This window comes from Francisella hispaniensis FSC454, from assembly GCF_001885235.1.
Taxonomy (GTDB): domain Bacteria; phylum Pseudomonadota; class Gammaproteobacteria; order Francisellales; family Francisellaceae; genus Francisella; species Francisella hispaniensis.
In genome coordinates, this window is the sequence record NZ_CP018093.1 from 510,770 (window position 1) to 526,455 (window position 15,686).

Below are 15,686 nucleotides of genomic sequence, written 5' to 3' on the forward strand. Positions count from 1 at the left end.
CAATTTAATCTAAGATAGTTAGATTTTTTATATTGCCAATACCTTCTAAACTCATAAGTAGTCTATCAAATCCTAAAGCAACTCCAGAACATTCAGGAATATTTTCCAAACACTCTAGAAGTTTAGTGTCAATATCTAAAAGAACCTTTTGTTGTTGTTTTCTCGTTACAAGATCACTCTCAAAGCGCTTTAATTGCTCTTTTTTATCTATAAGTTCATAATATCCATTTGCTAGTTCTATACCATTACAAAAAACTTCAAATCTTGCGGCAACTAATTGACTGTTTTTATCTTTAATTTTTCTAGCTAAGGCTGATTGGTGAATTGTGTAGTCATAGATAAAATAAATAGTATTTTGTTGATTGAGGTTTTTTTCAATTTTATAGCTAAAAAGAATATCTAAGCAATCTGCTATAGTCGGATTTTTTAAGCCTTGAATCTCACCAACATTTTCTCTAACTAGTGCTTGTAGTTCAGCTAAACAAGTATCATGTGGATTAATATTATAGTATTTTTCAAATACTTCTTGATAGCTTAAATATATAAACTCTAAATTTGCTTTGAGCATAGCAAATAATTTTTGCATTTCCCGCATTAGTTGATAGTAATCTATACCAACACGATACCATTCTATCATTGTGAATTCATGATTGTGCAACTTACCACAAGGCTCATCACGAAAAGCTTTACAAATTTGATAAATACTACCACTACCAGCTGCAAGTAATCTTTTCATTGCATATTCTGGAGAGCTTTGTAAATATCTTTTCCCAGCTATTGTGTTTATACTAAATACATCTATAAATGGATCAGTAACGGCATAATCATAAGCTAACGGAGTATCTACTTCTAGCACATCTAGATCTTTGAAAAAATTACGAATCTTTGCAAGGTATTCAGCGCGTTTTTTAATATTTTCTAAACTCATTTTATAACTCTAATTTTATTAATATTAGCTAGTTCAAATTCACAATAGTTATTATTTGTATCTATGATTTTTAGTTTAAGGTCTTTAGAAATACCTTTGGCAATACCATGATAACTTTGATCTGCATAGTTAAAAGTAATTCTCTTATCTAAAATATAATCATAACTAGTTAATTGTGTTAGTGTGGAGGCATCACTCATATCAAAGCTATCAATAATACTTTTAACTAAATCAACTATAATTTCAGAAGAATTTAATTGTTGATTATTTATGTTTGATAAAGATGTCCACTCACGATCAATATTTTGATTAGTACTTGTCATATTGACATTGATACCTACTCCTATAATGATATCAAAACTATCTTTTTTGATATTTTTAGTTTCTATCAGTATCCCAGCAAGTTTTTGGTCTTGAAAATAAATATCATTTGGTAGTTTTATTTTTAGATATTGTTGTAGATTTTTCGGTGTATATTTTTTGATAGTTTCTAAGACACCTAGAGCTATTTTAACACTTTTAAGTAAATCATTTGTGATTGCAAAATCACAATGAAATGCTAATGTTGAGTAGATATTATCTTTATCTTCAGAAATCCATTTATCGCCACGACGACCACGACCTTTTGTTTGCTTGTCCACATAACAAAAATGATATGTATTTGTCAAATTTGTCGCTAATAAATAATCATTTGTTGAGTCTATAGTTGGAAAATATTCAACTTTTATATCATCTATATACTCGTTAAGTTGTGTTTTTATGTAGTGATGATTTTTCATTTTTCGATCGTTTTAATATTAAGTGATAAATTTACCTGTCCTAAGAATTCTTCTTTTTGTAACTCATAGCAGGTTCTTATAGAGTCACCGATAACTAGCTGTTCTAGCATTTTATTATTATCAGTGGCATTAAACCATATTGCTTTAATTGATGATATATTCTTATAGCGTAATACTAGCTGAGCATGATTTTTATCTTTACCAACTAAGCGTAAATTTTCAAGCATAAATTCATTACAAAACAAAGGTTTTTCAAATTCTCTACCAAAGGGTTCTAGAGCATCTATTTTATCTAAAGTCTCTAATTCAAAGTGATGCTCCTCAAGCTCAAAATCATATTCTATTATAGGTTCGAGAATTATATTTTGTTTAGTGACAATATCAGTTATTTCATCTTCAAATAATTGATAGAACTTATCAAAATTGGATTTTCTTATTGTTAATCCTGCGGCACCTTTATGACCACCATATTTGATGATTAGTTGTGGTTCTTTAACAGCTATATTATCTAGGATAGTTTTGATATGAATATTGTCTATGCTTCGTGCGGATCCAGATATCAAAGTTGAGTCATGTTGCGTTTGTGAGAAGATAATTACTGGTTTACCGAACATTTCTTTAATTCTACTTGCTGATATACCATGAATTCCAGAATGACCATCCTCTAGAAGTATACATAAAGATTTTTTTTGTTGATTTAAATGATATGCTTGAGCTATCGCTTCTTGAGTAAGTTTTTTTTGGATTTCTTTACGTTGGTTATTTTGTTGTTTGAGGTTATCAAAGATATTTTCTATTTTGTGCTCATCTTCCTCAAGTAAAAAGCTAACAGAACCTAAAGCATCAGAAACTCTACCATCACTGTTTAGAATTGGTGCAATACTAAAACCAATATATTCACTTGATAGTTTGTCTTTATCTACAAAGTCCCAACATAAGCGTTGGTTATTTTTTAATTGCTCGATACCAAATTTTGTTACAATACGATTATTATGACTAGTTGCCATACTTACACAATCAGCTACTGTACCAATAGCAACAAAATCTAACAGATTACTTAAACCATATGTTTGAGATATTGCTTTGTTGTTTTGTAAATATTTTCTACGTAGTGCAGCCATAAAAAGCCAAGCAACCATACAACCAGCGATAGCTTTATCAGGATAGTTACAGCCTTGTTGATTAGGATTAAGTACCGCTATAGCACTTTTAGGCGCACCTTCGGGTGGAATAGCATGATGATCAGTCACAATTGTATCTATACCATTTTGTTTAAGAATGGCAATTCGTGGTTCATCTGTAGAACCATTATCAGCTGTTATAATTAAACTTGGTCTTATTTTATCTGTAAGAATTCTATTCATTAGCGATTCTGACAAACCATAGCCTTCCTGTAACCTATGACCAATATATGAACGGATTTTTTGTTTTGGATAGTTAAATATTTTGGTTAAAGCTTCATATAGAATTGCATGTGAAGTTTGACCGTCGCAGTCATGATCAGTTTCTAATCCAATAACTTCATTATTTTGTAGTGCTTGATAAAGCCTTTCTAGCGCTTTTTCAATATCTTTGAATAAAAATGGTGAAGATAAATCTTTGATTGAACCATTTAATATTAGCTCAATACTATCTATTTCACGTACTCTAGCTGAGATTATTTTTGCTGTAAAAGAATCATAGCCGTTGGCTAGTAGAGAGCTAAATATGTTGTTATCAATTTTTTTTTGTTTGATTAGCATAGATTTATATCACTCTGAGTTTTTTTACCTTTAAGATGATTTCTAAGCATATTCACCCCTGATATAAATAGTAGGCCTAGTGGTATTGCAAAGAATATTCCCCATAGTCCCCATATTCCCCCAAATATAAGAATTGCTGAAACAACACCGACAGGATGCATATCTAGAACTTCTGAGAAAAGTAGAGGTACGAGCAGATTTCCATCAAGTGCTTGAATTACAAAAAACACTATCAACATTGATACAAAAGTACCATTTAAGCCAAACTGCAAAATTCCTACCATTATAACTGGAATAGTAATAATCACCATACCAACATAAGGAATTATTACCGATAAGCCAACGCCAACAGCTAAAAGGACAGCATAGTTTAGATTAAAGTAAGCAAAACCAACATAAGTAAGAGTAGAAACAATAATAAGCTCGATTGCCTTTCCTCTTACATAGTCAGCTAGTTTTGGTTTTAGATCATTCCAAACATAATATAAAGCACCATTTTCTTCTGGTAAGAATGATTTAAACCAATTAATCATTTTTTCTTTATCTTTGAGAAAATAAAAAACCATTAATGGCACTAGAAATAGGTAAATTAGTACAGAAAATAAAACTGGTAATGTTGTTGCAGTATTTTGTAAAATAAAAGAACCAACATTTGAACTAATTTTTTTCCAGTCAATACTATCAAACCAGCTTACGATAGAGTTAATACGATCTTCTGTAAGAATTGTAGGATATTTTACAGATAGTTCCTCTAAACTAGTTTTTAAGGTTGACAGTATGTGTGAAGCTTGTTTCACAAAATCAATAAGCTGATTAATAATAATAGGTAATAATACAAATATTAGTGATAGAAGTGCTATCAAAAATAAAATATAAACAATATATACTAAAACTATACGCTTAAGCTTGGTAAATTTTTGTAAAATGTTTACAAGAGTGTCAAGTAAATACGCAATGACTAGTGCAGCTAATATTGGAGCTATATAATCACCTAAAAAAGTTAAAACTAAATAGAAAAACAACATTAAACCAACAAATACTATTGGTTCATTATTTTGATATCTGTTTTGGTACCAATCTTTTATAGTTTTTAAAATCATTTAATATAAAAAAATTATTAATTAAAGTGCTGATATTGTAACAGTTTTACACAATATTTGAATATTTTTAGAGTGTCAAAGTTTTTAGAGATAATTAAGATTTATTTTTTAATGGTTATAACTGCTGGAATAATTAGTGTAATAACAATTCCTACAATAAGCATTATGTCAAAATTAAAAACTGACATTGCCATATTATCTATAGGAATAAATCCGACAATTATCGCTACTAAACAGCCAAAACAACCTAGTAATGCCATTAAAATAGTTCCAAAAGAGCCCTTACATATTTCGTATTGACCTTCTTCAAGTGGTGAGCTAATTTTTAGTTTTACAGCAGTGATAAACATCAAGATATACGCTATAACCGCTAACTGTGCAGTTAAATCACTAAGATACCAGTATGCTTCATTTACTGATGGCATAAAAATATATGAGAAGCAAAATACTGTAAAAACAAGTGCTTGAGTAATAAGCATAGTATCAGGAGCATCATTTTTATTAGTTCTACCAAATACTTGTGGCAAGATGTTGTCATTACTAACAACCATAAAAGCTCTAGATAATCCCATAATCCAAGCTGATGTTGTTGTAAATGCACCAAATATCAGTGTTACTGCGATTATATAAGTCATCCATGGCATATTAATCTGACTAAAGAAATAGTGGAAAGAAACCATTAGACCTGTAACGATATCAACATCGCCAATTTGTAATTGGCTACTTACTAATATTACCGCAATATTCGATAAAATCAAAGATCCTAATATTACAGAACCTGAAATTAGTAGGGCGCGAGGGAAATTTTTCTTAGCATTTTTAACATTTGCTGCATGTATAGCACTCATTTCTAAACCAAAAAGACTAAACATCACAGTTATAAATAAAGCCCAGCTGCTAATATTATTTCCTGATGGGATAAAGTCTGAAATTTTTGGCGCAATAATCTCATTAGCATGCGACATCGACCATATGATCGCTATTATGATAATAATAAACATCGGCAAAAGTGTACCAATAATAGCACCAAGTGTACTTACTGTACTTGATGTTTTGATACCAAATAAGTTAATTGCCGTAGCACTCCAAAACATTACTAAACTCATTGATATCATATACCAAGGATTAGCGACTAAGTGATTAGCATCTTGTCCTGTCAAAGGTGCTATGACATACGCAATAACTCCAGCAAAGAATCCACAAATCGATGGAAACCAAACTAAGTTATAAACCCACTGCAACCAGATAACTAAAAATCCCAGTCTTTTACCAAATGCCTTTTTAACCCAGATGTATATACCACCATTCTCTTGTGAGGAGCCAGTAGACATTTCTGCAGTTAGTAGCGCACATGGGATTAAAAAGAAAATTCCAGCTAGAATATAAAAAGTTATAACGATCCAGCCTGCTTGAGCTGTGATGGAAATATTTCTTAAGCTATCAACGGCGATAATATTTATCATTATTAGTCTGATAAGACCAAATTTTTTACTGCTAACAATTTGTTCCATTATTTTACTTTTTATTTCTTCAATACCACGCTTTAGTATATACTTAAAGGAATTTTATAACAACTAGAGTGTGTGTTACTTTTATGAAACGAAAGGTTTTTATTATTGGCCTGCTAGTTAGTTTGTTTAACTTAGCATATTCAAAAGATGAGTCATATATTTGTGATAATAAAATTCTTAAAAGTCCTATCACTGCTACACAAACTAGAACTCAATTAAATTTTACTAACTGGGCAGATTATATATCTCCGGATATAGTACCATGTTTTTCAGAACTATCTAATACTAGAGTTAAGTATATCTATACCTCTGATGATAATATGACTCGTGCGAAAATTATGACAGGATCATCTGGTTTTGATTTAATTGAGCAAGGTGCGTTATATTTAAATAGTGAAATCGCATCTAATGCTCTTGTCAAATTAGATAAGTCAAAATTACCAAATCTAAAATATCGTAATAAAGTAATTTATGATAAAGTTTCACAGATAAATGATCCAGGTAATAACTATGCTGTAGTGTATAGTTATGGAACAACTGGTTTGGCGTATAACAAACAAGAAATAGAGCAAAGATTAGGTAAAGGTGTGGTTCCTAATAGCTGGAAATATGTTTTTGATAAAAAATATCTTAAACAAATAGCTCCATGTGGAGTTTCATTACTTGATGAACCTGAGCAAATATTTGGAAATTATTTTTTCTATCATGGAATTGATCCAAATACAAATAGCAAGGCCGAGTATGAAAAAGCAGCTTTAGATATTATTAAAAATGTGCGTCCATATATCAAATATTTTGATAGTAATAAATATCAAAATGATTTCACTGCTGGTAATCTTTGTTTAGTTATGGGTTATTCTGGAGATGTAGTTCGATCTGTTGAAAGAGCTAAGTCAGTAAACCCTGATGTTACACTTGCGTATGTTATCCCTGAAGAGGGTACTAATATTTGGTTTGATATGCTAATGATACCAAAAGGCGCTAAAGATTTAGATAAAGCTTATGCTTTGATGAACTATATTATAGATCCATATGTATCAGCACAAAATAGTAATTATTTGTATCAGCCAAATGCCGTTACGCATAATGAAAAATACCTAGATGATATATTTAAGGATACGAATATTAGGCCTACTGATGAGATGATTAAAAAGATGTATGTACTTAATATTCATGATGCAGAGATGCAGAGTTTTATTAGTAGAATGTGGATAAATGTTAAATATGGCATAGAATTCACACCAAAATACTATAAGCCTCAATAAAATCAAGTGTTTATTGTAGATTGGTTATAACAGAACTTCTCAAATCAAAATCTCTGAATTTATGAAGTTATATTCAAACGATAATGAAAACCAAATCACAGATAAACATCAACAAGCATATAGGGTAGGTTACATAATCATATTCACCTATTTGAATTAGAAAGAAGTTTATACACAATCAAAAAGGATTTATAAATTAGTAGAAAGTTTGCATAGATATAATCATGTGATGACCTGTGCTGGACTATTTTTGCCAGCAGCCGGCGATCCAAGTATAGGAAACACTATTAGAAATTCCATTCTGAGTAAAGCTAAAATTCGGTTGAGCATCATTAATCCAGGAATTGGTTTCTCTTAACCAAGACGACATAGCCACGCTGCGAGAAGACGAAGCTGTTGTAGAACCTCCGAAAGGAGGATCTTGGTTGTCGATCCATTCATAACCTGTTTCGCACGTTATTTTGAGGGCGCCATTTTCTTCTGAGAATGTTCCGTGCGCATCTCTAGCGTTTGTATTAAGGTTGGTGACTAAATCTCCTATCGTGAGACCAGCTGGAAGGGTTCCAGATTGGAACACATGGCTATCAGCAACTTGGATTGTATCCCACAGTTACTGGTGGGACAGTAGAAGCTAAATCAACTGTTTTACCATTAACAGTGATAGTACCTGATACACTTATAGAGTTACTACCAACTTGTAAATTAAATGCTGTTGGGTTGGCATTTGCAGTACAGCTATCATTCTGACAACCTGAACCAAGCTGAGTTACTACATCTGTATTAGTAGCTAGTGTAGCGCCTGCTGGTGTATTCCATGTAATCGTTCCTTGGATATCTTGTAGTGGAGTTTGGCTTTCAACCCTTTCGATTGTCTTGCCTAATAAGTTAGTATAACGTGATACTACAGCATTAGTTAGCTCAAACTTACATAAATCATTGGCAGTATTACATTGATCTACTATGCGTAGCTGAGTGTCGGTTTCACTCTTACCACAACTACCTAAGATAGCTGCACTAGATAGAATTACAGTTCCTATTAATAGCTTCTTTTTTGCAGTCATTTTGATATTTCCTTAATATTACTTAAATCTCTACAGCTAAAAAGTTGTAAGCAGAATAGCAAAATAAATTTTAGTTGAAAAGTAGAAGTTTAGATTTTCATAAAATTGCAAAATGCTTCCATTTAATAAAAATAAACTTGCTTTATTTTTTAGGATTTATAGCATTAGTTTAATACTTCTATTTGATTGCGATGAAAAATTATTTTTATGAGATCACTTATTTTTAATTTCTGCTAATATTCTATGATAATTTTTAAATCTAACGGGGTTGATATGCCCTTGTTTAACTTGCTCGACAATTTGACAACCTTTAGATCCCTCTTCATGCGAGCAATTTCTGAATTGGCACATCCCTTTATATTTTTTGAAATCTAAGAAACCATCAAAAAGCTCTTCTTTTGTGATATGCCAAAGTCCAAATTCTCTGATGCCAGGAGAGTCAATTATACTAGTGGTATCATCTATCTCATATAAAGTAGAGCATGTAGTAGTATGACGTCCTTTTTTGGTAGAATCTGATACAGCAGTTGTTGCAGTGATTTTTTCACCTAATATTGTATTTAATGTTTCAGACTTGCCAACACCTGATTGACCTAAGAATATAGATGTTTTGTCTTTAAGTTCTTCAAGAAGGCTATCAATTCCTATATTGTTTTGTGCAGAGATATAAAAAATTTTATAGCCAATTTGTTGATAAACATTTGCTAAGTTTCGAATATATTGTTTATCTTCTTCTGTTTGATTATCAATTTTGTTAATAACTAAGACAGGTTCAATATTACTATTATGTAATGCAGCTAGATATCTATCAATATAGTGCTCAACTGGTGCTGGAGAGTGTGTAATAATTATTACAGCATTATCAATATTTGCAGCAATATTTTTATTCTTACGTTGGTATTGATTTGGACGAGAAATTAGATTTTTTCTATCAAGTAGTTTAGTAATTACATAGGTAGAATTTGTGTATTCTATTTCGACATTATCGCCAACTGTAAGTTCGCCCTTTAAGTGACTACGTTGTAATGCCGAAATTTTCTCACCAGAGGTGAGCTTTACACAAATATTACCACCAAAATTTGTTATGATTCTTGCTTGCAAAAAATATAGAAAAGTTATTTGTTATTAATTTAGATTATAAGCTTCATTTATAAAATTGTTAATAATAATATTAAGTATATTTGAATAAAAATCTCTTCTTTGTTACTATCGAGAAGTTAAACAAAAAAAATATATTTTTAAAAAAAGGAGATGTAATGAAAAAATCAAAAATCTTAGTTTCGATAGCAATCGCAATTTTTGGAACTACAACAATGTCTTTTGCAGCAGAAGCTGATAAGTCCAGCTCAGCAGATAGACTATCACCAGAAGGCTATTGGGTGCAGTTTGATGAGGATAACGATGCTGGTCGTGGTATGCCTGAAGGGATTATTCACACATATTTTGCTAAGAATGATAAGTATGGTAAAAAAGGTACATTACAGATGGAAATCGTAGTGCCATTAATGTATGTTGACTCTTCTGGTAAGCCTACTAAGCCAAGAACTACTTGCTATAATTGCTCTAATGGTTCTTATAATGGTTTTAATTACAGAGGTGAAAATGCTCCTCTAGAAGGTTTTGTGTTTGCAGGTAATATGCAACCAGAAGCTGGGACAGCTGTTGCTAACCAAAAGAGTGATATATATAAAAATGGTGGAGTAATAAATCCAAATGATGGTAAGGTTTATGCCTCAGAGGCTCAAGTTCAAGATGGTGGAGATACTATGTTTGCCAAAGCTGCTTATATTGTTTGGGGTAAAGAGTTAGGTAGTAAATCTGCGCATTGGAAGAGAATAACAAAAGCTGACTATGAAAAAGTCAAAGCAGATTGCGGTGTAACTGCTGATGGTCAGTATACTAATAGTGATGCAAAAGTCACTGCTACTTGTACTAATTACCCAGTTGCTCAGTTTGGAGTTAAAAGTCCAGTCTAATTAGTTTGTATAATTACAAATTTTCTTTATACTTTATTCTAAAACTTAATCTAAATAATCTTTAATAATGTTGCGTAATTTAATTGTTATAATTGTTGCTGTTTTTGTATTTTCTTTTGCTTATACAGAAGAAGATTGGCAAGGTCTTTATGCTACTGGCTACTGGTTGCAGCGCGATAATGTCACAAAAACAAATATCGCGGTAATTCATGCATATGAAAATCAAAATGGTAATTTAAATGCTGAAGTTTATGTGCCGCTATCAAATGTTGATGATGGTGTAATTCATGAACCAATTATTTACTGTGAAAAGTGTGGAAAAGGCGATGCTTATGGTAATCTTTATGATTATTCGAGTGGCAAAGATAAATATCAAGGTTTAGAATTTGTTTGGAATGCTAAAAAAACTGATAATGGTGATCCTGCTAAGGGTAAGGGGCCAATGTATACAGATGGAGCTGTTTTGAATCCTCATGATGGTAAGTACTATCATGTAAAAGCTCGTACAGTAGAGTATGGTAAAAAGATATATGTAAGAGCTTATTGGGGCTTTTTAGGTAAGAGTGAGCATTGGCAAAGAATATCTGCGGATCAAGCTCAAAAGATAAAAAAGCTATGCGGATTGACAGCTGATAATGTCTATACTTATGAGGATAAAAACGGTAAGGTTAACAATAAAAAGTTATTTAAAGAATGTGCCACCAGAAACTTTGTAAAAGATCCTTTATAACAAAATATGCAACCACAACAACATAACTATCGTCAAATAAAAATTTTACCTGAGAGTTTAGCTAACCAGATAGCCGCTGGTGAAGTTATCGAAAGACCATCTTCAGTAGTCAAAGAACTTATCGAGAACTCGATTGATGCTGGAGCAACTCAAATAACAATTGAAATTCAAGAGGGTGGTAAGTCACTGATTAGAATTAGAGATAATGGTAAAGGAATAGCGCAACAAGATTTGAAACTAGCTTTAGCAGCTCATGCAACAAGTAAGGTCTATACCTTGGATGAACTTGAAGCAGTGGCTAGTATGGGTTTTCGTGGTGAGGCCTTAGCAAGTATTGCTTCAGTGGCTAAGTTAAAGATTATCTCTAAATATCAAGATGCCAAAGACGCTTGGCAAATCAATAATTATACTAGAGAAGTTGTACCTGCTGCGCATGTTACAGGTACAACAATTGAAGTTAGTGAGCTTTTCTATAATACTCCTGCACGACGCAAGTTTCTTAAAAAAGATAATACTGAGTTTTTACATATCTATGATTTACTTAAGAAATATATGCTTTGCTATTTTGGTATAGCTTTTAAGCTTATTCATAATGGTAAAGAAGTCAAAGATCTACTATTAGCAGAAGATGTACAACTTAAATATAATCGTGTTTTAGATTTATATAGTCGTGAGTTTATTGAAAATGCTATTTATGTAGATAAACAAGTTGATGATGCGCATCTATGGGGATGGGTAGCTAGTCCAAGATTTAATCGAGCTCGTCCTGATATGCAGAGTTTCTATATTAATGGACGTATAATTAAAGACAAAATTGTTAGTCATGCTATAAAAAATGCCTATAAAGATGTGATGTATGGCAACCGCTATCCAGCATTTTTACTTTACCTTAATATTGATTATCGTGAGGTTGATGTAAATGTTCATCCGGCAAAAAGTGAAGTACGTTTTAGAAACCAGAAATTCATCTATGATTTTCTATTTGGCACCATTAATAAGGCTATAACTACTAATGCGGATATAAAAATATCTAGTGATCAACAAGTAACCAGCCAAGAACGACAAACTAGTAATAATAATCCACTTAATATTGGTAATATGAGTTTGGATATTAATATTCAAGATGAAGCAGAGAGTGATACGAGTGTTAATTTATTTAATAAATATTTTGAAAAACAAACTATTCAACAAAATCAGATTAACATTTCAGAACAGTCAAAATCTAGTGGCTTAGGACAGGCTATTTGCCAAATCCACGGTATATATATTCTCTCACAAGTTGAGGATGGTGTTGTGCTTGTAGATATGCACGCAGCACATGAAAGAATACTTTATGAAGAGATGAAAAAAACTTGGCATGCAGATACTGATAAATTTAAGCAGAATCTATTAGTACCACTAACTTGCCAGCTATCTAGTAATATAGTTGCAACTATAGAAGAAAATCTAGAGATCTTTGAGAAATTAGGTTTTGAGATATCTATAGTCGCTGATGATGCAATACTTGTTAGAGCAACACCAATATATGTCAAAAATAAAGATATTCAAGATTTAATATCAAATGTAGCTACAGAGTTGGTATCTTCTGGTAAGACAAAGAGTGTCGAATTTTATTTAAACCATATTTTAGCTACAGTATCTTGTCACGCAGCTGTACGAGCAAATGATAAGTTAAGTATCCCAGAGATGAATCATTTACTTAGACAAATGGAGACAGTAGAGAATTCAGGGCAGTGCAATCATGGGCGACCTACTTGGGTGAAGCTTAATTTTGCTCAACTAGATAGTTTCTTTTTGAGAGGAAGGTAACCCTCTATAAAATGTTGTCATCCGTACTTAAATAGTAATCTGTTTGCTAGTTGATAAACTTTCAACTTGCTTTATAAAATATACTTGGTGTAGAATCATTGTAAATATATCAATATCTCTATTTTCAATAATCAACATAGTCATCATCTGAAATTAAATGGTTAAAATGAGATAGGTTTTTAAATATGCTTAGTTATTTTAAAGCTAGAAGTAGACTATTTAGTAATAGTGCTTTTAGTTATGCTTGTATAATGATAATTTGTAATGCTGTTGTTGTCGGCATTGCGTATATTTCTATAAGTTGGCATTTATTATCTTTACGAAATAGTATAGAAGTAATTATGCTATTTATGTTTACTTGGTGGATATTTGCGGTTTTGTTATCACCACTTACAGGTTATTTTGCTGATCTTGTACCTAGAAGGATAATCATAATTTTAGTTAATATTTCTAGAGTTTTATTACTTTTAGCATTTATATTTTTAGGTAATCTAGACTCTCTTGGTCTGGTGTATTTATTTACCATTGGGTGGGGGATTATTTTAGCATTTTTTATGCCGGCAATGATGATAATGTCGCGCGAGTTATTCGCTAGTGATGATGTTTTGCTCTATGCAAATAGTACTGTTGATGGACTATTTGAGTTTGGTATAGTCATAGGAATGTCTTTAGGAGGAGTTCTGGTTGCATATCTTGATATGCATGAGATCTTGATGGTAATGTTGATAGGAAGCTTACTAGCAATGTTATCTAGCTTTAAGATTGTTCCAAGAAGAAATGTCAAAAATACAACAGTAGGTTTTTTAAAAAATTGGCAAGAAGTAATTAGTTTTCTTAACCAAAATAAAGCACTATACTGGTGTTATTTAGCTCAAATTGGTATGACATGTTTGTATATGATTGCTCCGGTATTTATTTCTCCATATGCAAAAAATATTCTTAAAGCTTCTCCATTAGAGTTTGGTTTAATTGAAGTAGCATTTTCAGTAGGCTTTATAGCTGGAAATATTTTACTGCCATACATGATAGAGAAAATATCACCTAAACAGACTTTAGTTTTTTCAATGATTATATCAGCATTGATGTATTTATTATTAGGACTAAATGAGAGTGTATTTTTTGCAAGCTTATATTATTTAGCTGCTGGTATATTTATATCTGCATGGGTAATAATTGTTACGATAGCTCAGAAAAATACTCCGATAAAATTACAAGGTAAGATTCAGGGTATTTGTTATGGCTTGTCAGGCTTAGTGGTGATGTTTATTTATCTAATATTTTTTGTAATTAATTATCTATATCCATTGCCTAGTAATAAGTGGTTCTACATCCTAGCAATATTAGCTTTGAGTACTTTGTGGCCAATATCTAAAGGTTTAAAAAATCTTAAATTTGAGCACTAAATAAAGTATAAGAAATATTAAGGATTATTATAGTGATTCTTTTGATAAACTGATATACCGCGAATTATAAAAACTGCAGCTAATAATGCTAATATAGACCATATCAAAAGCATTACAATACCACTATAGAAATATGAATTAATATTGTTTGATAATTTAAAAATCTTATTGAAATCATATGAGATCAGAAATGAGAAGATTATTTGTCCAGCCATTGCGCCTAATACTACAAATAAATTATTAATAGATATTATTAATCCTTTATCTTGGCTATTAAGATATTGTATGATAAAAAATCCCAGAGTAATACCAGAGCCTGAAATACCACATAGAATAGTTATAAGTATAATCATAGGATAGCTGAATAAAATCGGTATGATAAATATTAAATGAGCTATGACACCAATTAATGTTAATATAATTATATATTTCTTAGCTTGCTGTATAATATTTGTACATGCCCCAACTATAAGAACAGCAACCAAAAAACTTATCCAATATATTTCCTGTATTGATAATGCATATTCTTTGCTGTAGCTATGCATATTTATATAATAATTTTTACCCCAATATCTAGCAAAAGTCATAATAATTCCCCAAGTAAGGAAAGAGTATATAAATATTGCTATATTTGTGGGTTTTTGCACTAATCTGATTATATGATGAATAATTTCTTTAAAAGATACTTTTATTATATTAGCTGCAGGTAGAGTGACTTTTATTTTATATAATTTTCTAACTAAAAATACAGAGTAAAAAAATAGCAAAGAAATCATAGTTATTGTAATTAGATTAGACATATGCCAACCTAAGTATTTAAATGTATATAAATAAATATTTCCTGCAAAATAGTCACCAAGTCCTACTGATATCTCCCCTACGCTTATGAGTAGAGGAATTATAGATTTCTTAAAATATGTAGTAGCTATGAATATTACTAGTATATATGAGCTTGCACATCCTGCCCCAATAATTATTCGACCAATACCTATAAAAATGTGGTTATCACAACGCCAATATATGAGAGATCCTATTAAAACAACAAATATACAAGAAGGTAATATCTTTTCAAAACCTTTTGAATCTATAAGATATCCATAAGGAACTTGTAATAAAGCATATGATAAAAAATATAGTGTTGATAATTTGACAAATAAATCTTCGCTAATATTAATTCTTTCCATTATAAAATCACCATTAACACTAGGTGCTATTTGCAAAAAAGCCGAAACCATAGTAAAAAACAAGGCAACAATAAATATTTGAATACGAAGATAAGTAGACATTATTTTAGGCTAAATAAACTGTCATACTTTATATTCTAAATAAAATCTTCTTAATTGAACATTATGCTATAGCTAATATTTAATTTATATAGTGAA

General features: G+C 31.0%; 12 protein-coding genes and 1 pseudogene. 5 read left to right on the forward strand and 8 right to left on the reverse strand.

Annotated elements, in window-relative coordinates; all coding sequences use genetic code 11:
* Positions 1–4: 4 nt before the first annotated feature.
* From epmA to gadC, 5 genes are all read right to left on the reverse strand, one after another.
* Positions 5–928: an EF-P lysine aminoacylase EpmA gene (gene epmA, locus FSC454_RS02555; RefSeq protein WP_066044877.1), complete on the reverse strand. Its 924-nt coding sequence runs from the start codon at positions 926–928 to the stop codon at positions 5–7.
* Positions 925–1,707: a biotin--[acetyl-CoA-carboxylase] ligase gene (locus tag FSC454_RS02560; RefSeq protein ID WP_066044879.1), complete on the reverse strand. Its 783-nt coding sequence runs from the start codon at positions 1,705–1,707 to the stop codon at positions 925–927. The genes epmA and FSC454_RS02560 overlap by 4 nt, the downstream gene beginning before the upstream one ends.
* Entirely contained in the window at positions 1,704–3,449 is a 1,746-nt protein-coding gene (gene recJ, locus FSC454_RS02565; protein WP_066044880.1) for a single-stranded-DNA-specific exonuclease RecJ, read from the reverse strand. Before recJ ends, FSC454_RS02560 begins: the two co-directional genes overlap by 4 nt.
* Positions 3,443–4,549, reverse strand: a complete 1,107-nt coding sequence (locus tag FSC454_RS02570) for an AI-2E family transporter (protein ID WP_066044881.1) — start codon at positions 4,547–4,549, stop codon at positions 3,443–3,445. Before FSC454_RS02570 ends, recJ begins: the two co-directional genes overlap by 7 nt.
* A 101-nt stretch (positions 4,550–4,650) precedes the next feature.
* Positions 4,651–6,060 carry a glutamate transporter GadC gene (gene gadC / locus FSC454_RS02575; RefSeq protein WP_066044883.1) on the reverse strand — a complete coding sequence of 470 codons (1,410 nt, stop codon included), beginning with the start codon at positions 6,058–6,060 and terminating at the stop codon, positions 4,651–4,653.
* Between the two features lie 83 nt (positions 6,061–6,143).
* On the opposite strand from gadC, the gene FSC454_RS02580 reads away from it, so the two are divergent.
* Entirely contained in the window at positions 6,144–7,325 is a 1,182-nt protein-coding gene (locus FSC454_RS02580) for a polyamine ABC transporter substrate-binding protein (protein ID WP_066044885.1), read from the forward strand.
* 244 nt (positions 7,326–7,569) lie between these two features.
* Here the strand turns inward: FSC454_RS02580 and FSC454_RS02585 are convergent.
* Positions 7,570–8,386 (reverse strand): annotated as a pseudogene (locus tag FSC454_RS02585) (DUF3281 family protein).
* A 213-nt stretch (positions 8,387–8,599) separates the two neighbouring features.
* A complete protein-coding gene (gene rsgA, locus FSC454_RS02590) occupies positions 8,600–9,487 on the reverse strand; it encodes a ribosome small subunit-dependent GTPase A (RefSeq protein WP_066044887.1) in 888 nt (295 codons plus the stop codon).
* A gap of 155 nt (positions 9,488–9,642) precedes the next feature.
* Here rsgA and FSC454_RS02595 point away from each other — a divergent pair, with 155 nt between their 5' ends.
* From FSC454_RS02595 to FSC454_RS02610, 4 genes are all read left to right on the forward strand, one after another.
* Complete coding sequence (locus FSC454_RS02595; RefSeq protein WP_066044889.1) at positions 9,643–10,362, forward strand: DUF2147 domain-containing protein; 720 nt, start codon at positions 9,643–9,645, stop codon at positions 10,360–10,362.
* A 67-nt stretch (positions 10,363–10,429) separates the two neighbouring features.
* Positions 10,430–11,092: a DUF2147 domain-containing protein gene (locus FSC454_RS02600; protein WP_066044891.1), complete on the forward strand. Its 663-nt coding sequence runs from the start codon at positions 10,430–10,432 to the stop codon at positions 11,090–11,092.
* A gap of 6 nt (positions 11,093–11,098) precedes the next feature.
* Positions 11,099–12,901: a DNA mismatch repair endonuclease MutL gene (mutL, locus tag FSC454_RS02605; RefSeq protein ID WP_066044892.1), complete on the forward strand. Its 1,803-nt coding sequence runs from the start codon at positions 11,099–11,101 to the stop codon at positions 12,899–12,901.
* Between the two features lie 185 nt (positions 12,902–13,086).
* A complete protein-coding gene (locus FSC454_RS02610; protein WP_066044893.1) occupies positions 13,087–14,304 on the forward strand; it encodes an MFS transporter in 1,218 nt (405 codons plus the stop codon).
* A gap of 17 nt (positions 14,305–14,321) precedes the next feature.
* Here FSC454_RS02610 and FSC454_RS02615 read toward each other — a convergent pair whose 3' ends face one another.
* Positions 14,322–15,590 carry an MFS transporter gene (locus tag FSC454_RS02615; RefSeq protein WP_071794764.1) on the reverse strand — a complete coding sequence of 423 codons (1,269 nt, stop codon included), beginning with the start codon at positions 15,588–15,590 and terminating at the stop codon, positions 14,322–14,324.
* Positions 15,591–15,686 lie beyond the last annotated feature (96 nt).